Source organism: Sagittula sp. SSi028 (assembly GCF_048553715.1).
In the GTDB taxonomy this organism is placed as follows: Bacteria; Pseudomonadota; Alphaproteobacteria; order Rhodobacterales; family Rhodobacteraceae; genus Sagittula.
This window is the reverse complement of sequence record NZ_JBLZNC010000008.1, coordinates 70,679-90,444: the sequence shown is the minus strand read 5'-3', so window position 1 is coordinate 90,444 and position 19,766 is coordinate 70,679. Positions and strand designations below refer to the sequence as shown.

The 19,766-nt window shown below is 61.9% G+C and carries 19 protein-coding genes; 6 read left to right on the top strand and 13 right to left on the bottom strand.

The features are described from left to right. The first annotated feature begins 20 nt into the window (after positions 1-20). Both ACN5AZ_RS15370 and arfB read left to right on the top strand, forming a co-directional pair. Positions 21-662, top strand: coding sequence for a queuosine precursor transporter (locus ACN5AZ_RS15370; protein ID WP_419429780.1), 642 nt, complete (start codon positions 21-23; stop codon positions 660-662). 379 nt (positions 663-1,041) lie between these two features. Beyond that, positions 1,042-1,464 carry an alternative ribosome rescue aminoacyl-tRNA hydrolase ArfB gene (arfB, locus tag ACN5AZ_RS15365; protein ID WP_419429779.1) on the top strand — a complete coding sequence of 141 codons (423 nt, stop codon included), beginning with the start codon at positions 1,042-1,044 and terminating at the stop codon, positions 1,462-1,464. A gap of 87 nt (positions 1,465-1,551) precedes the next feature. On the opposite strand, the gene ACN5AZ_RS15360 is transcribed toward arfB, so the two are convergent. From ACN5AZ_RS15360 to argH, 5 genes are all read right to left on the bottom strand, one after another. Continuing rightward, entirely contained in the window at positions 1,552-4,119 is a 2,568-nt protein-coding gene (locus ACN5AZ_RS15360; protein ID WP_419429778.1) for a TIGR02302 family protein, read from the bottom strand. A 37-nt stretch (positions 4,120-4,156) separates the two neighbouring features. Next, positions 4,157-5,422 carry a diaminopimelate decarboxylase gene (gene lysA, locus ACN5AZ_RS15355; RefSeq protein WP_419429777.1) on the bottom strand — a complete coding sequence of 422 codons (1,266 nt, stop codon included), beginning with the start codon at positions 5,420-5,422 and terminating at the stop codon, positions 4,157-4,159. 72 nt (positions 5,423-5,494) lie between these two features. Next, entirely contained in the window at positions 5,495-5,806 is a 312-nt protein-coding gene (locus tag ACN5AZ_RS15350) for a DUF2834 domain-containing protein (RefSeq protein ID WP_419429866.1), read from the bottom strand. Then, positions 5,806-5,952, bottom strand: a complete 147-nt coding sequence (locus tag ACN5AZ_RS15345) for an argininosuccinate lyase (protein ID WP_419429776.1) — start codon at positions 5,950-5,952, stop codon at positions 5,806-5,808. Before ACN5AZ_RS15345 ends, ACN5AZ_RS15350 begins: the two co-directional genes overlap by 1 nt. Then, on the bottom strand, positions 5,949-7,340 hold the full coding sequence (argH, locus tag ACN5AZ_RS15340; RefSeq protein ID WP_419429775.1) for an argininosuccinate lyase: 1,392 nt from the start codon (positions 7,338-7,340) through the stop codon (positions 5,949-5,951). Before argH ends, ACN5AZ_RS15345 begins: the two co-directional genes overlap by 4 nt. A 22-nt stretch (positions 7,341-7,362) precedes the next feature. Between argH and ACN5AZ_RS15335 the strand changes: the two genes are divergently transcribed. Further along, a complete protein-coding gene (locus tag ACN5AZ_RS15335) occupies positions 7,363-7,929 on the top strand; it encodes a TlpA family protein disulfide reductase (RefSeq protein ID WP_419429774.1) in 567 nt (188 codons plus the stop codon). A gap of 92 nt (positions 7,930-8,021) precedes the next feature. Here the strand turns inward: ACN5AZ_RS15335 and ACN5AZ_RS15330 are convergent, their stop codons facing one another. Both ACN5AZ_RS15330 and ACN5AZ_RS15325 read right to left on the bottom strand, forming a co-directional pair. Then, positions 8,022-9,191 (bottom strand): type III PLP-dependent enzyme, encoded by a 1,170-nt coding sequence (locus ACN5AZ_RS15330; protein ID WP_419429773.1) that lies wholly within the window; start codon positions 9,189-9,191, stop codon positions 8,022-8,024. A 444-nt stretch (positions 9,192-9,635) separates the two neighbouring features. Then, complete coding sequence (locus ACN5AZ_RS15325) at positions 9,636-10,178, bottom strand: hypothetical protein (protein WP_419429772.1); 543 nt, start codon at positions 10,176-10,178, stop codon at positions 9,636-9,638. Between the two features lie 303 nt (positions 10,179-10,481). Here ACN5AZ_RS15325 and ACN5AZ_RS15320 point away from each other — a divergent pair, with 303 nt between their 5' ends. After that, positions 10,482-10,877, top strand: coding sequence for a hypothetical protein (locus ACN5AZ_RS15320; protein ID WP_419429771.1), 396 nt, complete (start codon positions 10,482-10,484; stop codon positions 10,875-10,877). Next, positions 10,874-11,806: a sterol desaturase family protein gene (locus ACN5AZ_RS15315; RefSeq protein ID WP_419429770.1), complete on the top strand. Its 933-nt coding sequence runs from the start codon at positions 10,874-10,876 to the stop codon at positions 11,804-11,806. Before ACN5AZ_RS15320 ends, ACN5AZ_RS15315 begins: the two co-directional genes overlap by 4 nt. A 6-nt stretch (positions 11,807-11,812) precedes the next feature. Here ACN5AZ_RS15315 and ACN5AZ_RS15310 read toward each other — a convergent pair whose 3' ends face one another. The 6 genes from ACN5AZ_RS15310 to pncA form a co-directional block, all read right to left on the bottom strand. Then, complete coding sequence (locus tag ACN5AZ_RS15310; protein ID WP_419429769.1) at positions 11,813-12,442, bottom strand: extensin family protein; 630 nt, start codon at positions 12,440-12,442, stop codon at positions 11,813-11,815. Between the two features lie 21 nt (positions 12,443-12,463). Beyond that, complete coding sequence (locus tag ACN5AZ_RS15305; RefSeq protein ID WP_419429768.1) at positions 12,464-13,375, bottom strand: prephenate/arogenate dehydrogenase family protein; 912 nt, start codon at positions 13,373-13,375, stop codon at positions 12,464-12,466. Continuing rightward, positions 13,372-14,457, bottom strand: coding sequence for a histidinol-phosphate transaminase (gene hisC / locus ACN5AZ_RS15300; protein WP_419429767.1), 1,086 nt, complete (start codon positions 14,455-14,457; stop codon positions 13,372-13,374). The genes ACN5AZ_RS15305 and hisC overlap by 4 nt, the downstream gene beginning before the upstream one ends. Before the next feature lie 99 nt (positions 14,458-14,556). Next, the gene (pncB, locus tag ACN5AZ_RS15295) at positions 14,557-15,846 is read right to left on the bottom strand and encodes a nicotinate phosphoribosyltransferase (RefSeq protein ID WP_419429766.1); all 1,290 of its coding nucleotides are present in this window, start codon (positions 15,844-15,846) and stop codon (positions 14,557-14,559) included. Then, entirely contained in the window at positions 15,783-17,747 is a 1,965-nt protein-coding gene (locus tag ACN5AZ_RS15290; RefSeq protein ID WP_419429765.1) for a response regulator, read from the bottom strand. The genes pncB and ACN5AZ_RS15290 overlap by 64 nt, the downstream gene beginning before the upstream one ends. A 66-nt stretch (positions 17,748-17,813) precedes the next feature. Next, positions 17,814-18,407: a bifunctional nicotinamidase/pyrazinamidase gene (gene pncA / locus ACN5AZ_RS15285; protein WP_419429764.1), complete on the bottom strand. Its 594-nt coding sequence runs from the start codon at positions 18,405-18,407 to the stop codon at positions 17,814-17,816. 105 nt (positions 18,408-18,512) lie between these two features. Between pncA and ACN5AZ_RS15280 the strand changes: the two genes are divergently transcribed. Continuing rightward, positions 18,513-19,730, top strand: a complete 1,218-nt coding sequence (locus tag ACN5AZ_RS15280) for an Hsp70 family protein (protein ID WP_419429763.1) — start codon at positions 18,513-18,515, stop codon at positions 19,728-19,730. The last annotated feature ends 36 nt before the right edge of the window (positions 19,731-19,766 follow it).

Below are 19,766 nucleotides of genomic sequence, written 5' to 3'. Positions count from 1 at the left end.
TTGTCAAAAACGGGTCCGTTATGAAACGTACTTACCTTCCTGGCATCCTTGCCATGGCCGCCGTTGTGCTGGCGTCCAACATTCTTGTCCAATACCTGCTCGGCGACTGGCTGACGTGGGGGGCATTCACCTATCCCATCGCCTTTCTGGTCACCGACCTGATGAACCGCATCTACGGTGCGGCAGCCGCGCGCAAAGTTGTCTTTGCCGGCTTCATCACCGGCGTGATCTGCTCGCTGATCGGCACACAGATCATGCTTCAGGGCGACGGCTACACCTATCCCGCTGTGACGCTGCGCATCGCGCTAGGCTCTGGCCTTGCCTTCCTGACGGCACAGCTCATGGATGTGGCGATCTTTGACCGTCTGCGTGGCGGTCGCTGGTGGCGCGCGCCGCTGGCCTCGACCCTTGTGGGCTCGGCGCTGGACACTGCGATCTTCTTTACCATCGCCTTCTCGGGCGCATTGACCCTGCTGGAACCGTCCAACGACGTGTCTTGGGCCAATGAAGCGCTGCCGCTGCTCGGCTCCGGGCCTGTTGCGCCGCTGTGGGTCTCGCTCGCCGTTGCCGACTGGATGGTGAAACTGGCCCTTGCGCTGATCGCTCTGATCCCGTTCCGCCTGATCGTGGCACGCGTGACAGGGACCGCGCAAACCGCCTGAATGCGGCCTGCGCGATTGCCTTTCCAAGAAGCACGGTAACCGAATTTTCGCCTCGAATGCAAAAAAGACTTTGTGGTTTGGCACACCCGTGCCACCATCATCTTGCGTGTCACGGGATTGAGCAGACCACCCAGACACGCATTAGCTTTGCGTTTGAAACAGCTGAAAGGAGGTGATCCAGTGTCGAGAGAAGCATTGGAGAGAGGTGTCGGAACAGTTCGAGGAACAGCACCCTAGGGCAATCCCTGGGACGTATTGCTCCCCGAGTTGGCACAGCCTAACCGGCCCCGCCTCCGTAATTCTCGAAGGGTCGCCTTACGCAGGGCGGCCCTTTTAGTTTGCCCTTTACCTTTCCGCCGATCCGCCCAAGTTAGTGTCCATGTTGCGCATCAACGACCATATCACCATCGAGGACTGGGAACTGACCGAACAGTTCATCCGCGCCTCCGGCCCCGGCGGGCAAAACGTCAATAAGGTATCGACCGCGGTCGAGCTGCGGTTCGAGGCGGATCGTTCCCCCAATTTGCCCGCACAGGTCAAATCACGGCTGCGGCGGCTGGCGGGGCGCCGTTGGACCAGTGACGGTGCGATCCTCATTCAGGTGCAGGACACACGCAGCCAAGCCCGCAACCGCGACATCGCGCGCGAGCGTCTGGCAGAACTGGTCGAAAAAGCGACGCACAAGCCCAAACGCCGCATCCCGACCAAGCCGACACTCGGCTCCAAACGGCGCAGATTGCAGGCGAAAAAGGAACGCGGCGAGGTCAAAGCCCTGCGGGGCAAAGTGGATCCCACCGGCTGATCTCAAGCGCCAGCAGCCGAAGCACCTGCCTTTGGCAGGGGCTGAGGTTACCCAGTGCAGGCGCAGCCTGCGCCTTTGGATCACCTGTCAAAAGCGGTCCAGAAGCCGTTCAAGGTAATCGCGCTCGACCTCTGGCCGATCGGTTTCGCCGGATCGTTTGCGCAGCTCGCCCAACAGCTCTTCGGCGCGACGGTACACGTCTTCGCCCTGCAACAGCCCCTCATCGGTGCCGGTCTGGCCATTCGTGCCCTGACCACGGCCCAAGGGATCGCGTTGTTGCTGCGTTTCGCCAACTTGGGCAAAGCCTTGTTCACCACTGCCCTGCTGTGACTGTCGCTGCTCGGCCATCGCTTCGCCAAGGTTACGCATTCCTTCGCGCAGCGCATCCAAAGCCTGCGACTGTTGGTCGATCGCCTCGCCCAATTCGCCATCGCGCAGGGCCTGTTCGGCGCCTTCCATCGCGTCCTCGGCGCGGCCGAGCGCCTCGCCTGCGCGCTCACCCGCCTCGCTGCCCTGTCCGGGGAGGTTCTGACGCTGGCGGTTCAGCTCTTCGCGCAGGGCACGCTGACGTTCTGACAGCCCCTCTTCCAGCGATTGCTGGCCTTCGCCTGCGCCCGACGAATTGCCGCCTTGTTGACCCTGCCCCTGTTGGCCCTGTTCGGGCTGGCCTTCGCCTTGCTGGCCCTGACCCTGCTGCTGGCCGGACTGGCCCTGCTGGCCTTGGTTGAGCTCGCGAAAGGCCTCATCAGACAGCTCTTGTTGATCGCGCAGGGTTTCGGACAAGCCTTCCATCGCTTGTTCACCGGGCGACTGGCCGCCCCCCTGCCCCTGAGTGATCTGCATGTTCTCCAGCATTTCCTGAAGCTGCCGCATCGCTTCCTGCGCCTCATCCATGCGGCCTTCTTCCATCAGCTCCTGAATACGGTCCATCATCCGCTGAATGTCATCCTGAGACATTTCCATCGTGTTTTGCGGATCGCCCTGCGGCTGGCCGTTCTGTTCGCCTTGGCGCGCCTGTTCCTGCGCCAGCTGTCGCATGTAATCCTGCGTCGCCTCGCGCAGCTCCTGCATCAGCTCGGCGATTTCCTGATCCGATGCGCCGTTCTTCATCGCCTCGTTCAGACGCTCCTGCGCGCGTTGCATCCGCTCGCGGGCGTCGTCCAGATCGCCTTCTTCAAGGTCGAGCGCCAGATCCCACAGCGCCTGGGCGATTTCGTCCCTGATGTCGTCTGTCATGCCCTCGGCATGCGCCGTCTCGATCCGGTCACGGATGTCGCGCAAAGCCTGCGCCTGTTCATCCTTGCGGAACAGATCCTCGGGGCGGTTCAGAATGGCGCGCAAAATCAGTGCGGCATCCGGGGCATAGGCGCGGTTCCACAACAGCGCCTGACGTTCTTCGATCAGCGCCGCAGCCACGGGATCAAAGAACCGCCGACCGGGAAGCGTGATCGCCTCGGGCGTGGACAGCGCCGTTTGGCCGCTGGCGTCTTCGACCTGCAATTCCAGACGCACCGGCAGGTTCGCCCAAGGATGCAAAGAGAAATTTCCGACAAGCGGTTCAACAAAATTGCTGCGGTCCCCTGCGACGGGCATCGGCAATGGAACCTCGACCGTGTCGCGCGGTTCAGGCGGCAGGGCGCGCCCGTAACGGCGGTCCACCGCAGACAGATCAAGCGAGATCCGCGCCACGCCCGCCACAACCCCATAGTCGTCCTGCGCGCGGAACGGGATTCGGGTTTCGCCCTCGTAGCTGGTCTCGATATCGCCCTCGCGCGTGACAGTCGGTGCCCCGTCTGCAAGCATCGACACCTGCCACGCTCGCCCGCCGCTGCCGTTGATCGCCAGATCGCCGGATCGGGTGACGGCAAAGTCCTGCGCGGTCAGCGCCGCCTCGTCCGAGGTCACATCGCGGCCTGAAACCGTCTCTTCGACCGTCAGCGCGCCGACCTCGCCATACATGCGCAGGGTGATGGCCGCGCCTTGAGGGGCGGTGATGTCGGGGGCGGTGATGTCGTTGAGATACACAGACGGCAGCCCGGTGTAGGACGGCGGCTGCATCCACCCCTCCCACGCGGGGCCTTGCGCCAGCGCGCCCCCGCCGACACCCATCGTCGTCACCGATTGCACGCGGCCAAAGGATCCGAACACCAACCCAACCGTCAGCACCAAAAGCGCCACATAGCGCAAGGCAAAGGGATCGGACCGCGTCTGGCGCAGATCGGGCTTGACCCGGCGCGCCTGTCCCAGACGGTCCATCATCCGCGCCCGATGGGCCTGCCACACAGAGGCCGAGGCCGGATCGTCCTGTCCGATAATCTGCCGATCCATCAAGGTCTGGAACGGACGGCCCTTAAGCGTGTTATCCACGCGCAGCATGGCCTGCCGCCGTGTGGGCCAACGGAACCGCCGCAGCCCGAGGAGCGCGAAAACCACCGCCGCCAGCGCGGCTGTGCCTGCAGCGGCCCAGACGATCTCGACCGCGACCAAATCCTGAAGCCCGAGAAACAGCGCGCCCGCCACAACGCAGATCACCGCCCAAAGCGGCCAGAACACCCGTGCCAGTTGTTCTGCCACCATGCCCGCATGGGTTAGCGACAAAACGATGTGCAAACGATCACGTAGCTCGGGGGTCAGTTGCGGTTCGCGCTGCGCCAAACGTGCCTCCTGAGGTCAGGCTGCACGCGGGGATCGCTTACAACCACACCGGAACGGTATCTCGATTTATCATCTCGTCAAAGGTTGGACGCGCCCGAATGACGGCGAATTGATCATCTTTTGCCATAACTTCAGGCACAAGCGGGCGCGAATTATATTCCGAGGCCATCACAGCCCCATAAGCGCCTGCCGATCTGAAGGCCACCAGATCGCCTGCGGCCAGCGGCGGCATGGGGCGGGATTTCGCAAAAGTATCACCGCTTTCGCAGACTGGCCCCACAATATCATAGGGCTGCATCTCGGCGGCAACTTCCGCCTCACGCACGGGGACGATGTCATGATGCGCCTCGTACATGGCGGGGCGGATCAGATCATTCATCGCCGCGTCGAGAATCAGGAAATCACGGCCTTCGCCGTTTTTCAGGTAGACAACCTTGGACACCAGAATGCCCGCATTGCCGGCAATCAGGCGGCCCGGCTCGATCTCGATCTCGCAGCCCAGATGGCCAACCGTGCGCTGGATCAGCGCGCCATAATCCGTCGGCAGCGGGGGCGCTTCGTTCGACCGCTCGTAAGGAATACCCAGACCGCCGCCCAGATCCAGCCGCGTGATGGCGTGCCCGTCCGCGCGCAGGGTTTCGGTCAGCTCTGCCACCTTTTTATACGCCAGCTCGAACGGCTCCAGCTGGGTGAGCTGCGAGCCGATATGCACGTCAATGCCGACCACATCCAGACCGGGCAGCGCGGCTGCCTCGGCATAGACTTCGCGGGCGCGGGCAATCGGAATGCCGAATTTATTCTCGGACTTGCCGGTGGCGATTTTGGCGTGGGTCTTGGCATCCACATCCGGGTTCACGCGGATAGCAATCGGTGCGCGCAGGCCAAGGCCGGTCGCCACGTCGGAAATGGCGCGCATTTCCGGCTCTGATTCGACGTTGAACTGGCGAATGCCGCCGGTCAGGGCCGCGCGGATCTCTTCATGGGTTTTGCCGACACCGGAAAAGACGATCCGCTCTCCGGGGACGCCTGCGGCCTTGGCGCGGGCGTATTCGCCACCGGACACCACGTCCATACCGGCCCCTTCGGCCGCCAGTGCGGTCAGGATCGCCTGATTGGAGGCCGCCTTCATCGCGTAGCACACCAGATGCGGCCCCCAGCTCAGCGCCTCGTCAAACAGACGGAAATGGCGCACCAGCGTTTTGACCGAATACAGATAGAAGGGCGTGCCGACCTGCTCTGCGATTTCCGCAACAGACACGTCTTCGGCGAACAACTCTCCGTCACGATACAGGAAATGGTCCATAAGCGCGCTCCCCTTGAATGGCTTTCGCGCTTTACCCCATGGCGGGGCCGTCAACCACCCCTAACCCTGCGGTCAAACGACCGGACGCGACCGCAGCCACAGATACAGGGGCAGACCGCAGCTGACCCCGATGCAAAAGGTGGCAGGGATCGCCAGCAACGCAATCCAGTTGCGGCGCACGGCAACCTCGGCCAGCACCCACAGCGTCAACGTGATGGCCGCAATGGTCAGATCCCAGGTCAGCCCCGTGGTCGAGGCATTCACATACCATGCGTCAATCAAGGCGCTCAGCGACCAGCCGTTGTCCGACAGGTAGCTGAGGAAATAATACATCGGATGCACGGCGCCCCAGACGGCGAGCGCCAGCCAGAGCGCCCGCAACATCATCCGGTGATCCCGATGCTGGCGGTGCCGCTGATTGATACACCCGGTTTGGGCGTCTCTTTTGGGGCGGGCGGGATGGGATCACCATCCGCGCCACAGGCCGACAGACCTGCCATCATGGCCAGAACCAAAACCGCGCGGATCATGCCAGCACCTCTTTCCAGCGTTTGATTTGCGCGCGTACCTGTTCAGGTGCCGTGCCGCCATAGCTCATCCGCGATTTGACCGAATTGTGCACGCCCAGGACATCGTAAACTGATGCGTCAATATTGGCGTGGACGGATTGCATATCCTCAAGGGTCAGATCCGGCAAATCGCATCCCTTTTTCTCGGCCATCGCGACCAGCGCCCCCGTGACGTGGTGGGCATCGCGGAACGGAAGGCCCGTCTCGCGCACCAGCCAGTCCGCCAGATCGGTCGCGGTCGAGAAGCCTGAGGCTGCCGCAGCCTCCAGGCTGTCGACGTTCGCGGTCATGTCCTTGACCATGCCTTCCATCGCCGCCAGCGCCAACATCCAGTTGTCCGCCGCGTCAAACACCTGTTCCTTGTCTTCCTGCATGTCCTTGGAATAGGCCAGCGGCAGGCCCTTCATCACCATCATCAGCGCGACATTGGCCCCGAAGATCCGGCCGATCTTGGCGCGGATCAGCTCGGCGGCGTCAGGGTTCTTTTTCTGCGGCATGATCGACGAGCCGGTGGAGAACCGGTCAGACAGGGTAACAAACCGGAACTGCGCCGAGGACCAGATCACCAGCTCTTCGGCAAAGCGCGACAGGTGCATCGCGCTGATCGACGCGACCGACAGGAACTCCAGCGCGAAGTCACGCGCCGACACCGCGTCGAGCGAGTTTGCCATCGGTGCGTCAAAGCCCAGCGCCTCGGCGGTGTTGTGACGGTCGATGTCAAAGCCCGTGCCCGCAAGCGCCGCCGCCCCCAAGGGCGATTCGTTCATACGTTTGCGTGCATCGCGGACCCGTGACAGATCGCGGCTGAACATCTCGACATAGGCCATCATGTGATGGCCCCAGGTCACCGGCTGCGCCGTCTGCAGGTGGGTAAAGCCTGGCATAACCCAATCGGCACCCGCTTCGGCCTGTCCCAGCAGCGCCTGCATCAGGGCGGTCAGCCCCTTTTCAGCGGCGTCCAGCTGGTCACGCACCCACAGGCGGAAATCGGTGGCCACCTGATCGTTGCGCGACCGTGCCGTGTGCAAACGCCCCGCCGGTTCGCCCACGATTTCCTTCAAACGGGCCTCTACATTCATGTGAATGTCTTCCAGCGCGGTGGAAAAGGCGAAATCTCCGCCCTCGATCTCTGACAAGACCGTGAGCAATCCTTCCCGAATGGTCTCGGCATCGCTATCACTGATGATGCCCTGCTTGGCCAACATGGCAGCATGGGCCCTCGACCCGGCGACATCCTGCGCCGCCAGTCGCTTGTCGTATCCGATCGAGGCATTAATTGCCTCCATGATCGCATCCGGCCCGGCGGCAAAGCGGCCGCCCCACATCTGGTTCGAGGTCTTGTCCGACATGACATGCCTTTCAGGAGGTTCTATGAAACGAATTCTGCTTGCGGCTCTGTATACCGGCGTGATCGCGCTGGCAAATCCGGCAGTGGCCGATGTCGAGGCAGCCCGCGCTGCTTTGGCGGGCGATATGAAGAAAATGGTCCTGCATTCCGCACCCAAAGACGCGGGCACGGCTGATTTCATGACCTTTGACGAGGCACCGCGGAACCTTTCCGATTGGCAGGGCAAATGGGTTTTGGTGAACTTCTGGGCCACGTGGTGCGCGCCCTGCCGTCATGAAATGCCTATGTTGTCCGAACTGCAATCCGAACTGGGCGGTGATGATTTCGAGGTGGTCACCATCGCAACCTCGCGCAACCCGCCGGTGAAGATGGAGGAATTCTTTGCCGAGATCGGGGTCGACAACCTGCCCCTGCACCGCGATCCCAAATCGACGCTGGCGCGTGAAATGGCCGTTCTGGGCCTGCCGGTGACCGTTATCCTCAATCCCGAGGGCCAAGAGGTCGGACGCCTGACCGGCGATGCGGATTGGTCGGGCGATGACGCCCGCGCCATGCTGGCCGCGCTGATGGGCGTCGAGGCAGACAGCTGACAGGCAAAGCGGCGCGTCAGAACTGACCTGCGCGCCGCATTGTTTCATCCAGACATGTCGTAGGTCGGGGCTGTGCCCCGACCAGCCAGTGTTCAGATCACCACCACATCCAGCGGCGGAAACCCGTTAAAGCCGATCGACGCATAGGTCGAGGTATAGGCACCGCAGTTGCGGATCACAAATTTATCGCCCGCTTTCAGCCCCAACGGCAGTTGGACCGGGGTCTTTTCGTACAGCACATCCGCCGAATCGCAGGACGGTCCGGCCAGAATGCAGGCCCCCGTCGGCTCGTGGTCGCGCGGGGTGATGAACTGGTAACGGATCGCCTCGTCCATGGTTTCCGCCAGCCCCGAAAACTTGCCGATGTCGAGAAACACCCAGCGGTGCAGCTCGTTTTCGGTCTTTTTCGACACCAGCAGGACCTCTGCTGCGATGGCCCCCGCCTCGGCCACAAGGCCACGGCCCGGCTCTGCCATGATGTGCGGCACATCGCCAAAGCGTTCGTGAACCTGCGCGATGACCGCGGCGGCGTATTGCGTCGGCGCGTCGATGGTCTGGCCGTAGAACGCCGGGAAACCGCCACCGATGTTGAGCAGCGACAGGCTGTGGCCAGCAGCTTTGAGATCGTTCCAGACGGCTGCCACCTGATCAAGAACGGGTGCCCACATCGACGCCTCGCGGGTTTGTGATCCCACGTGGAACGACAGGCCGACCGGACGCAGGCCCAGCGCCACCGCCAGATCGAACAGCGCCACGGCTTTATCGCGGGCGCAGCCGAACTTGCGGGTCAGCGGCCAGTCCGCCATGCAGTTTTCCACGATCACACGCACATAGACCTGCGCGTTGGGCGCATATTCCGCGATCTTGGCCATCTCTTCTTCGGCATCGACAGCGAAGAGGTTCACGCCGACTGAATGTGCCCATGCGATGTCTGCGGGGCGTTTGACCGTGTTGCCAAAGGAGATCTGGGCCGGCTGTGCGCCCGCGTCGAGACACATCTGGATTTCAGGGCGCGAAGCCGCGTCGAAGTTCGATCCCGCCTGAACAAGGGTCTGCAGGATTTCCGGGGCCGGGTTCGCCTTGACCGCATAGTGGATGCGGGCACGTCCCAGACCCTGCGCAAGCGCTGCGTATTGGCGCGCAATGGCATCGGTGTCCAGGATCAGGGTCGGGCGGTCGAATTCATGCGACAGGGCATATGCTTCGGCGCGAGACAAAGACAGATCATCGCGGGCAGAAAGCCCGGTTACGTATGCGTTCATTGGTCATCTCCAATCAGACCCGGCCATTCCGGTTTCCCGGCGCAGACCGCTCAGTTCCATTCAGAGACGTTACCGTCGCTACGTAACCGCGTGGGTGTTGAATTGCCCACCTCGACAGAGGCGCGTGCGTTGGCGTCTTGAGCGCGCATATGAGGCCGATTTCTGACTCGCGCAAGAAAAATTTTCGGCTGTAACAAAGATTTTTCGCAGCCTCCCAACGCGGCATATCTTTGATCAAATGTAGTGGCTCCGCCAAGCGTCAATTTATGGCGTAACCCGCGAACTTCACGGGATTAAGACGCGGAATCTTCCCGATTTGATCAAATATCGCGGATCAGAGGCGATCACAAAACCAAACCCCGCGCGGCGGACCGGCGGGGCTACTGATAACAACAAAAGAGAGAGAGAGAGAGAGAGAGAGAGAGAGAGAAGGGAACGCCGCGGTTATTTCAGCGCAAGCACGATCCGGCGGTGACGGCGCTTTTTCTCGTCGGCGTTCTTCTGGCGCTGCCAGCCGCCTTTCGATGTGCCGTTGGCGTCAAGATGCAGCGCGCCTTCGGTCATCAGACCGTCCAACCCGTATTCGCGATACTGCAGCCCGCCATTCACTTCGGTGGTAACGCGGGTGCGCGGCTCGGTGAACCCGTCAGGGTGCACCACTGTGAAATTGCACTGCCCGACGGTGCGGTTGCAGCGATGCGGGACAAAGCGGGTCACGGCCCCGTCAAAGGCTACGGTTTCCACCACATCCCCACGAGCGTTCGTTTTGTAGCTGCCTGCGAACCCACCGGCGCCGCCTTGTCCCGCAAAGACGTCAAAGACATGCAGGGCGCCTTGGGTGCCGCGCTTTACATGGGTCAGCTCGCCTGCGCGATCCGACATAACCATGGTCGAGCCCGCGCCGATCCGGTCCACATTCCAGGCGATATCCGCCTGTGCCATAGATGCCATGAAAGTCAGGCCGAGGGCGATGATCCGTGCGCGCATTCTGCGTATCCTTGTCGTCGGCCCCCACCGACACGAATAGATTTGGGCGAAAAACGGACGCCGCACAACCATCTTTTGCCACAATCGACCTATTGGCCGCGACTGCGAAACAGTCATTCACCATGCCTGACATTGCTCGCGTTATGCCGGGTAATACGCTGGGTCACAGTGGGATTTTCGGACAGGTCAAGCAGCCCCAGCCCGACCACAGCGATTCGCAAATCCGCCAAATGTGGCAAAATTCTGTCCCAATAGGCTTTGACAAAACCCGACCTGCTGGCAACCATGCCTGCCGGAGGACACATGCCGTTACCCATTCTGTTTGCATTGGTCGTGCTGGGGATCGCCGGTGTCATCGCACTGGTGCACCTTAGCGGCGTGTCGCGCCCCAAGACCTTTGACACCGAAGACGATGCCCGAGCCGCTTGGGCACGGGAGTTTCCCGACCTGCCAGCGGGCACTGTCACGCTGACCGCGAAACGCGCGGCAGCACTGGTGATGACCGACGACGGCCCCGGACTTGTCTGGCCCATGGGGGCGGACAGCACGGCACGGCTGCTGCGCGGCGCACGGGCCAAGGCGCTTCCCACCGGATTGGACCTGCGCCTGCCGGACAGCAGCGCGCCGCGCCTGCGGTTGATCCTGACCCCGCAAGAGGCCCGCGCATGGGCCCGCGTCATCGAAGGAGGCGACCGTTGACCGACCAGATCACTTTTCCAGACGTGGTTCAGCTTGCCGTGCCGTTCTTTGCGGCGGCCATTGTGATCGAACTGGTGTGGATCTGGAAAACAGGGCGCGGGGGCCGGTATGAAACCCGCGATACCGTGGCCTCGCTGATTATGGGAGCAGGCAATGTGGCCTCTGGCCTTGCGCTGGGGTTCGTCGCCTGGGGATTCTTCACCCTGCTGTGGGAGGTGACGCCGCTTGATCTGGGCCTGTCATGGCCGGTGATTGTCTTGTGTTTTGTGCTGGATGACCTGCGTTATTACTGGGTGCACCGCTTTGGGCATCGCATCCGCTGGGTCTGGGCCAGCCACGTCAATCACCACTCCAGCCAGCATTACAATCTGACGACAGCCCTGCGGCAGACGTGGACTTATACGTTCACCTTTATGATGGTGGTGCGCGCGCCGTTGATCCTGTTGGGATTTCACCCCGCTCTGGTTTTGTTCGTGGGGGGCCTGAACCTGATTTACCAGTTTTGGATTCACACCGAAGCCATCGGCCGCCTGCCCCGCTGGTTCGAGGCCGTGATGAACACGCCCAGCCATCACCGCGTGCACCACGGGCGCAATCCCCGGTATCTTGACGCCAATTACGGTGGTGTTTTCATCATCTGGGACAGGCTGTTTGGCACCTTTGTGCCCGAACTGGACAGCGACAAACCTGACTATGGGCTGGTGCGCAATCTGGGCACCTTTAACCCGCTGCGCGTGGCCTTTCATGAATGGCAAAGCATCTGGTCGGATGTGCGCCAACCGGGGCTCAGCTGGCGCGACCGACTCATGTATTGCGTGGCCCCACCGGGATGGAGCCACGATGGCTCCCGCCAGATGTCCGATCAGATCCGCGCGCGCCACTTGGGGCGCAACCCGCAGGACAAAGGCACGCCGGGCTTTGACCGCTAGCCCGCCTTAGCGGCAGTAGGCCCCACCGCGATGCTTGGCAATGTCGTAGTGGAAGTGATCCTCGTGGAAGCCGTCCGATCCGGGGCCAAGCGTGGTGCCAAAGGTCCCGCAAGCGGCCTTGTGCATCTGTTTCAACGCGGCCCCCTTGTCGCGCGACCGCCAATCATTCAGCACCGAAAGCTCTGTTCCGTCCACAAGACGGACCGCCGAAATATCGATGGCGTTGCCCTTTGAATGCTCTGACAGCTTGGCACCGCGTTTGTGATTGCGCGTCCGGCAGGCGTAGGACGCCGCCACCTTCAACTCGCTGACGCCACCGCCCATGCCGCCCACAGCAGGGCGCGCGCCGGTGTTGATCCATGTCTTGAGCGCACGGGCGGTGCCGCAGTTGATCGTCGCCGGTGTGGACAAGGCCACGCCATCCAGCGCGCGTAGGCGAATGCCGTTGCGGATGCCACATGCGCCGTTGCCCTCGACCTCGCCAATGGCCTCTCCGATCAGGGTCGGATCGCCACAAACGCTGCCCATCCCGGCAAACCGTTCGCGCAGAACCTTGGCGTTTTTCTCCGCCTCATCCCCGCCCCGGCCACAGCCGGTCAGCACCACAAGCAAGCCAAGTACAAACCAACGCACCATGTAAAATCCCACCCCTGTCAATCAGCCGCCGCGGCCAAAGTCCGGTTTATCCGTATCCTGACCTGCCTCAAGGATGCTACGCCGGATCGCCCGTGTGCGGGTGAAATAGGCGTGAAGCTGCTCACCATCGCCGGTGCGAATGGCGCGCTGCAGGGCAAAGAGTTCCTCGGTGAACCGTCCCAGCATCTCGATCGTGGCTTCTTTGTTTGTCAAAAAGACATCGCGCCACATGGTCGGGTCGCTGGCCGCGATACGGGTGAAATCCCGAAACCCTGCCGCCGAAAACTTGATCACCTCCTGATCGGACACACGGCGCAGATCGTCCGCGACCCCCACCATCGTGTAGGCAATCAGGTGCGGGATATGGCTGACGACGGCGCAGACCATGTCGTGATGTTCTGCATCCATGCGTTCGGTCATGGCGCCGAGTTGCTGCCAAAAGCTCTCGAGCCGCGCGACCTCAGGCTCTGGCGTGCCGTCCACGGGCACGATCAGGCACCAGCGGTTGTCGAATAGACCGGCAAATCCCGCCGAAGGGCCGGAATGTTCCGTCCCTGCCATCGGGTGACAGGGAATGAAATGCACCCCCTCGGGGATATGGGGCTGGACCTCTTCGATCACGGTCCGTTTGACCGATCCGACGTCAATCACCACCGCGCCGGGTTTCAGATGTGGGGCGATGGTCTGGGCAATCGCGCCCATCACACCGACCGGTGTCGCCAAGACCACCAGATCTGCGTCTTGGACGACCTCTTCAAGGCTGTCGCACACCACGTCACAGAACCCCAACCGGCGGGTCATGTCACGGCTTTCGGCGGAGCGCGCGTAGCCACGGATTTCAGCGGCCAGCCCGTCGCGTTTGCACGCCCATGCCATCGACCCGGCAATCAGGCCCAGCCCGATCAGCGCGACCTTCTGGTAGACAACGCTCACCGCGCGCCTGCCTTGAACTGACCAATGCAATAGGCCACCCGCCGGACCGAGGGTTCATCCCCCACGGTGATGCGCAGGCAGTTGGGCAGGTTGTAGCCAGCCACGCGGCGCACGATCAGCCCCTGTGTCTGCAAATAGGCGTCGCAAGCCTCGGCCTCGGCCTGGTCGGCAAAGCGCGCCAGAACGAAGTTGGCCATGGACGTGTCACAGGGCACACCGTGTTCTGCCAGAGATTCCGACAGGATGCTGCGCAGACGCGTGTTGTCGTTGCGGCATTTCTCGGCGTAGGCGGCATCGCGCACGGCGGCCTCGGCCGCGGCCAGCGCCGTACCGGACAGGTTGAATGGCCCACGCAACCGGTTGAGCACATCAATCACATGCGCCGGCCCATAGCCCCAGCCGACCCGCAAACCGCCCAAGCCGTAAAGCTTGGAGAAAGTCCGTGTCATCACAACGTTGTCGCGCACATCTACAAGCCGCGCGCCGCCGTCATACCCTTCGACATATTCCGCATAGGCCCCGTCCAGAACCAGCAGGCAATTGTCGGGAATCCCCTCTGCCAGACGCTCGATCTCGGCCATGCCGATCATGGTGCCGGTGGGGTTGTTAGGGTTCGCGATGAACACAAGCCGTGTCTTATCCGTGCAGCCCGCCAACAGGTTGTCGACACAGGTCACACGGTCACGTTCCTTGACCTCGACCGGCGTGGCCCCTGCGGCCAGCGCGCTGATGCGGTACATGGCAAAGCCATGCTCGGTATACAGCACCTCATCCCCCGGACCAGCGTAAGCCTGACACAGAAAGGTGATGATCTCGTCCGAGCCGACACCACAGATCACCCGCGCGGGGTCCACGGAATGGACCTCGCCAATGGCGGCGCGCAGCTCTGCATGGTCCGTCGACGGATAGCGGTGCAGCTCATGGACAGAGCGTGCCACCGCTTCCTTGGCTGCGGGGCTTGCGCCGAACGGGTTCTCGTTCGAGCTGAGCTTCACAACATTGGTGACGCCTGCAACCTTGGACTTCCCGCCCTCGTACAGGGCGATGTCCATAATGCCGGGCTGTGGGTCGATGGGTGCCATGGTAAACTCCTTCGCCAAGGGGATTACCCCCCCGCGTCAGACAAGAAAAGCCCAAGAACGGCCGCCGGGCCAAGGTGACGCTTTCGCGCAACCGATGCGTTACACCACCACGTCCTGTGCCTGTTGGTCGCCCACGCCGAAGACGCGTTTGTAGCGTGCGATTTCCTCGGCCGGGCCCATCGCCTTGTTCGGGTTGTCCGACAGTTTGACCGTGGGGCGGCCATTGGCGCTGATCGCCTTGCACACCAACGAGAACGGCGCCAGCGCATCATTCGGCGCAAGACCACGGAAGTCATTCGTCAACAAAGTACCCCAACCAAAGGACACGCGCACACGGCCCGCAAACTGTTGGGAAAGTTCGACGATCTTCCGCTCGTCCAGCCCGTCTGAGAAGATCACCAGTTTATCGCGCGGGTCTTCACCGCGCTCTGTCCACCAGCGGATCGCCGTCTCTGCGCCCGCGGCAGGGTCACCGCTGTCAATCCGGATGCCGGTCCAGCCTGCCAACCAATCAGGCGCATGACGCAAGAAGCCCTCGGTGCCATAGGTGTCGGGCAGAATGATGCGCAGATTGCCCGAATGCTCCTCGTGCCAGTCTGCCAGCACGTCATAGGGCGCGCGGGCCAGATCGGCGTCATCTTCGGCCAAAGCCGCGTAGACCATGGGCAGCTCATGGGCGTTGGTACCAATCGCTTCGAGATCGCGGTTCTTTGCGATCAGGCAGTTCGAGGTGCCGGCAAAACTGTCCCCCAGCCCTTCAAGCATCGCCTGCACGCACCAGTCCTGCCACAAAAAGGAATGCCGCCTGCGGGTGCCGAAGTCCGCAATCCGCAGATCCGGAACCTTGCGCAGGTGTTCGACCTTTTCCCACAGCTTCGTCATGGCGCGGGCATACAAAACCTGAAGCTCAAAACGCCCCATGTCATTGAGCACGGCCCGCCCGCGCAACTCCATCAGGATCGCGAGCGCCGGAATTTCCCACAGCATGACCTCGGGCCAGTTGCCTTCGAACGTCAGCTCGTATTGGTCGCCAACCCGTTCCAGATGATAGGCGGGCAGGCGCATGTTTTCGAACCACTCCATAAAATCCGGGCGGAACATCTGGCGCTTGCCGTAAAACGTGTTGCCGCGCAGCCATGTGCTTTCGCCACGGGTCAGCGACAGGGACCGCACATGATCAAGCTGCTCGCGCAGCTCGCCCTCGTCGATCAGCTTGGCCAAGGGCACGCTGGACGACCGGTTGATCAGGCTAAAGGTCACCTGCGTGTCCCGCTTGTTGCGGAACACAGACTGACACATCAGCAATTTATAGAAATCGGTATCAATCAGGGACCGGACGATCGGATCGATCTTCCACTTGTGGTTCCAGACTCTTGTGGCGATGTCCAAGGCACGCTCCCTTCCTCGCGGTCGGACCCTGATACGATGTCCGGCACGGGTTGTGAACGCGTTTTATCGTCTGCGGCTGCATGGGCCAGCGCGCCAACCAGCACGGGCTTGCGGATCGGCTTGGTCAGAAAGTCGTCCATCCCCGCCGCGACGCAGGCATCTCGGTCGGAGGCAAAGGCGTTTGCCGTCAACGCAATGATCTTGGGCTGGCGGATATCGAGACGGCGGATGCGGCGCGTGGCTTCCAGCCCGTCGACCTCTGGCATGGACATATCCATCAGCACCACCTCGGGCTGCAATCTTTGCGTCAGGTCCACCGCTTCGCGACCGTTTACCGCGATATGCAATTTGATGGGCTGGTCTTTGAGGAATTGCTGCACCAACATGCGGTTCGTGCCATTGTCCTCCGCCAGCACCACGCGGATTGGCCGGGAGATCGCCTTGGCCACCGGGGCCAACGCGGGAGAGCGTGCGGGCACCACCGATGCGGCCCGCGAAATCTTGATCGACAATTCGAACACCGCCCCGGTCTGCCCCTCCGGAGTCGGCAGCAAGCGGACGTCACCGCCCATGCGGCGCGCCAGTGCGCGGCTGATCGGCAGGCCAAGTCCGGTGCCCCCGAAACGCCGGGTCGTCGCAGCCTCTGCCTGCTGAAACACCTCGAAGATCGCGTCAGCCCGTTCAGGGGGCACCCCGATGCCCGTGTCAGACACGCGGACAATCAGCCGCCAGCCATTGTCCGCAGGAACGGTTCGTGACGATACCTTAACCTCGCCCACGTCGGTAAATTTGATCGCGTTGCCGATCAGGTTGACGAGGATTTGCCGCAACCGCCCCTCGTCCCCGCTGGCGCGGACCGGCAGAGAGCCGTCATCCGCCAGAACAAGGGACAGGTGCTTTTCCTGCGCCATCGGCGTCAACAAACGCGTCGCCGCCGCAATACAATCGGTCGGCGAAAAAGGCTCATCCTCGAACGCCATTTGATCGGCATCGAGGCGGGAAAAATCCAGCACATCATTGATAATGCCCAGCAGAGACGTCGATGCGGTGCGGATCGTCTCCACATAGGATCGGCCATCCGAGCTGAGGTTCGTCTGCCCGAGTAGATCGCTCATCCCGATGACGGCGTTGAGGGGCGTGCGTATTTCGTGGCTCATGGTGGCTAGGAAGGCCGACTTGGCCTGCGCCGCCTGTTCGGCCCTTTGTTGCGCGCATTTGAGATCGTGATTGGTCGCCTCCTGTTGCGCCGCCCGTAGCAAAAGCTGCCGTTCTTTGCTGAGACGTTTTTCCCAGCTTCGCACCGCAAAAGCGACGAACATATAGGTCACATAGCCCAGCAACATCACCTCAAGGAGGTGGATCACCTGCCGCGTGCCGAACTGTTCCGAATGCAGCGTATCCATGACCAAAAAGACCACGACCGAGGCTGCAAGGATGACCAGTTTTGACCACGCGGCCGTGCGGTGATGCGTCATGATGAAACCGGCATTGACCGCTGAGGCCATCAAAAAACACAGCGCGATCAGGGATGCCTCATCCGAGGTGGCGAGAGACAGCAGCAACAAGACGCAGAACGATATGGTCAGCGATTGCAGCCCTGCCGACACGGCTGTGATCCGCAGCAATGGTTGTAACGACGCGCCCAAATGAAGGCGATGCCGGGCATAGGCGGCACAGCCCAGATCAATCGCCTCGCCTACCAGAACCACAACCAGACACAAAAGCGCGGCCTCCGGCGTGGTGATCAGCCAGATCACTAAACCACCGATGGCTGTGGCCACCAAACGGGTAAAGAAATCATTGATACGGGCCGTAATGTAGCGTCCGAGCAAGACATCCTGCCCGTAGCGCGCTTGAAAACTGGCCTCTGCAGCGCTGCGCGCCGCGTCTCGTATCTGCATGGAATCTGCCCTAAAACGTCGCGAGACGGTAGGTTCAGTCCATTAACAACAGATTAAGCCTCCAATTTAGCGCAAAAGCACCCCTGCCGTTCGCATCCCCGCACGGGCCACATCAAGTGAGCCACCCATGTCGATCGCGCGGCACAGATCTTCGCGGACATCGACGGAGAACCCCAGACGGGCAGCATCAACTGCAGAAAAATTTACGCAGAAATCCGTCGCCAATCCGACCAATGTCAGCCTTTCGATCCCACGGGTGCGCAGATAGCCCTCTAGCCCGGTGGGCGTGGTCTGGTCATTCTCGAAAAAGGCGCTGTAGCTATCGATGTGCGGACGGAACCCTTTGCGCACAATCAGATCCGCACGATCATGATCCAGCCGCGGGTGGAACGCGGCCCCGGTGGTGCCTTGGACGCAATGGTCCGGCCATAGAACCTGCGGCCCGTATGGCATGTCGATCTGCTCATAGGCGCTGCGCCCCGGATGGGTCGAGGCAAAGGACTCATGCCCCGCCGGATGCCAATCTTGCGTCAGGATCACAGCATCCGATGTGCGCATCAGATCGTTGATCCCGTCGATGATGTCATCACCGCCCTCCACGGCAAGGGCCCCGCCCGGACAAAAATCGTTCTGAACATCAATGACGATCAACGCATGCATGGTCTGCTCCCTCGTTTCGCGGGACAGTAATGTTTTCGGACAGGATTGCCATAGCGCCGCGCAATCGTTATTTCGCCTGTTTTCGGAAAAAGGCAGGAATCCATTATGGCGCAGCTTGGACTGGACTTCGGCACGTCGAACACCGCTGCGGGCGTCATGGCTGGCAAGAGACCTTACGTGATCCCGCTGGAGGACGGCAACGACACGCTGCCAACCGCCGTTTTCGTCGATTTCGCGGAGCGCAAGTACACCTACGGATCTGCCGCGGCCCGCGCGATGCGCGATGGTGCCGAAGGTCGGTTCATGCGTGCGCTGAAATCCATCCTTGGCACACCCTTGGCCCGCGAGCCCCGCCGAATCCTGAACGAGCGGATCACTCTGATCGAAATCATCGCCCGCTTTCTGGCCGAAATCCGCAGTCGCGCCGAGGCCCACACCGGCTTGCAATTTGACAGCGCCCTGTCGGGTCGGCCTGTACGCTTTCACTCTGCGTCCGATGAGCGCGACCAGCAGGCGCTTCGCGATTTGACCGACGCCTATCGGATGGCCGGATTCAAGCATGTGGATTTCCTGCCAGAACCCGAAGCCGCCGCTTTGGCCGCCGATGTGCAGGGCCGAAGCCTGATCGTGGACATCGGCGGCGGCACGTCGGATTTCACCCTGTGCGACCGGCGCGGGGCGGACACCGATGTGCTGCATTCCACAGGGCTGCGTTTGGGAGGAACCGATTTCGACAAAGCGATGAGCCTTGGTTTTGCTATGCCGCTTTTCGGGTACGAGGCGCCCATCGGGGCCGAACTGGGAAGTCGCACCCATAGCGCGCCCAAGGCCTTGTTTCACGATCTGGCAAGCTGGGAAAAGATCCCCTTTGTCTATGAGCCTGCCACCCTGCGCGAAGTCGAACGCTGGACGCGGCTGGCTCCCGATCCCGCGCCCTTCGAGCGGCTGCAGGACGTGCTGCAAAGCCATCTGGGCCATGACATCGCCTACGCTGTTGAGGCCGGAAAGATCAGCGCCAATCAATCGCAGACTGGCCGCATTGATCTGCGCGTGATCGAACGGGGGCTGGGCATGGATCTGGAGCAGGACGCATTACGCGGCGTGTTGACCGTTTACGCCGAACAGATCGCGGCGCAGGCTTTGGAAACGCTCAGCGACGTCGATGTCACGCCGGAGACGGTCGATCACGTGGTCTTTGTGGGCGGCTCATCCCTGCTGGGGGCTGTTCGTGCGGCCATGGCCAAAGCACTGCCTCAGGCCCGCCAAGTTGATACCGAAGTTTTCACCGCCGTGGTGCACGGGCTTGCGCTCGCGGCGAAATAATCGATTGTTCGAACATCTGTGCCGGAGTATCGCACC

Coding starts and splice junctions, on each gene's coding strand:
- ACN5AZ_RS15280 (WP_419429763.1), top strand. CDS start 18,513: ATGGCGCAGCTTGGACTGGACTTCGGCACGTCGAACACCGCTGCGGGC.
- lysA (WP_419429777.1), bottom strand. CDS start 5,422: ATGGACCATTTCCTGTATCGTGACGGAGAGTTGTTCGCCGAAGACGTG.
- pncA (WP_419429764.1), bottom strand. CDS start 18,407: ATGCATGCGTTGATCGTCATTGATGTTCAGAACGATTTTTGTCCGGGC.
- ACN5AZ_RS15345 (WP_419429776.1), bottom strand. CDS start 5,952: ATGATCCGCGCGGTTTTGGTTCTGGCCATGATGGCAGGTCTGTCGGCC.
- ACN5AZ_RS15310 (WP_419429769.1), bottom strand. CDS start 12,442: ATGGTGCGTTGGTTTGTACTTGGCTTGCTTGTGGTGCTGACCGGCTGT.
- ACN5AZ_RS15350 (WP_419429866.1), bottom strand. CDS start 5,806: ATGTTGCGGGCGCTCTGGCTGGCGCTCGCCGTCTGGGGCGCCGTGCAT.
- ACN5AZ_RS15290 (WP_419429765.1), bottom strand. CDS start 17,747: ATGCAGATACGAGACGCGGCGCGCAGCGCTGCAGAGGCCAGTTTTCAA.
- ACN5AZ_RS15330 (WP_419429773.1), bottom strand. CDS start 9,191: ATGAACGCATACGTAACCGGGCTTTCTGCCCGCGATGATCTGTCTTTG.
- ACN5AZ_RS15370 (WP_419429780.1), top strand. CDS start 21: ATGAAACGTACTTACCTTCCTGGCATCCTTGCCATGGCCGCCGTTGTG.
- argH (WP_419429775.1), bottom strand. CDS start 7,340: ATGTCGGACAAGACCTCGAACCAGATGTGGGGCGGCCGCTTTGCCGCC.
- hisC (WP_419429767.1), bottom strand. CDS start 14,457: ATGGCACCCATCGACCCACAGCCCGGCATTATGGACATCGCCCTGTAC.
- ACN5AZ_RS15325 (WP_419429772.1), bottom strand. CDS start 10,178: ATGCGCGCACGGATCATCGCCCTCGGCCTGACTTTCATGGCATCTATG.
- arfB (WP_419429779.1), top strand. CDS start 1,042: ATGTTGCGCATCAACGACCATATCACCATCGAGGACTGGGAACTGACC.
- ACN5AZ_RS15335 (WP_419429774.1), top strand. CDS start 7,363: ATGAAACGAATTCTGCTTGCGGCTCTGTATACCGGCGTGATCGCGCTG.
- ACN5AZ_RS15320 (WP_419429771.1), top strand. CDS start 10,482: ATGCCGTTACCCATTCTGTTTGCATTGGTCGTGCTGGGGATCGCCGGT.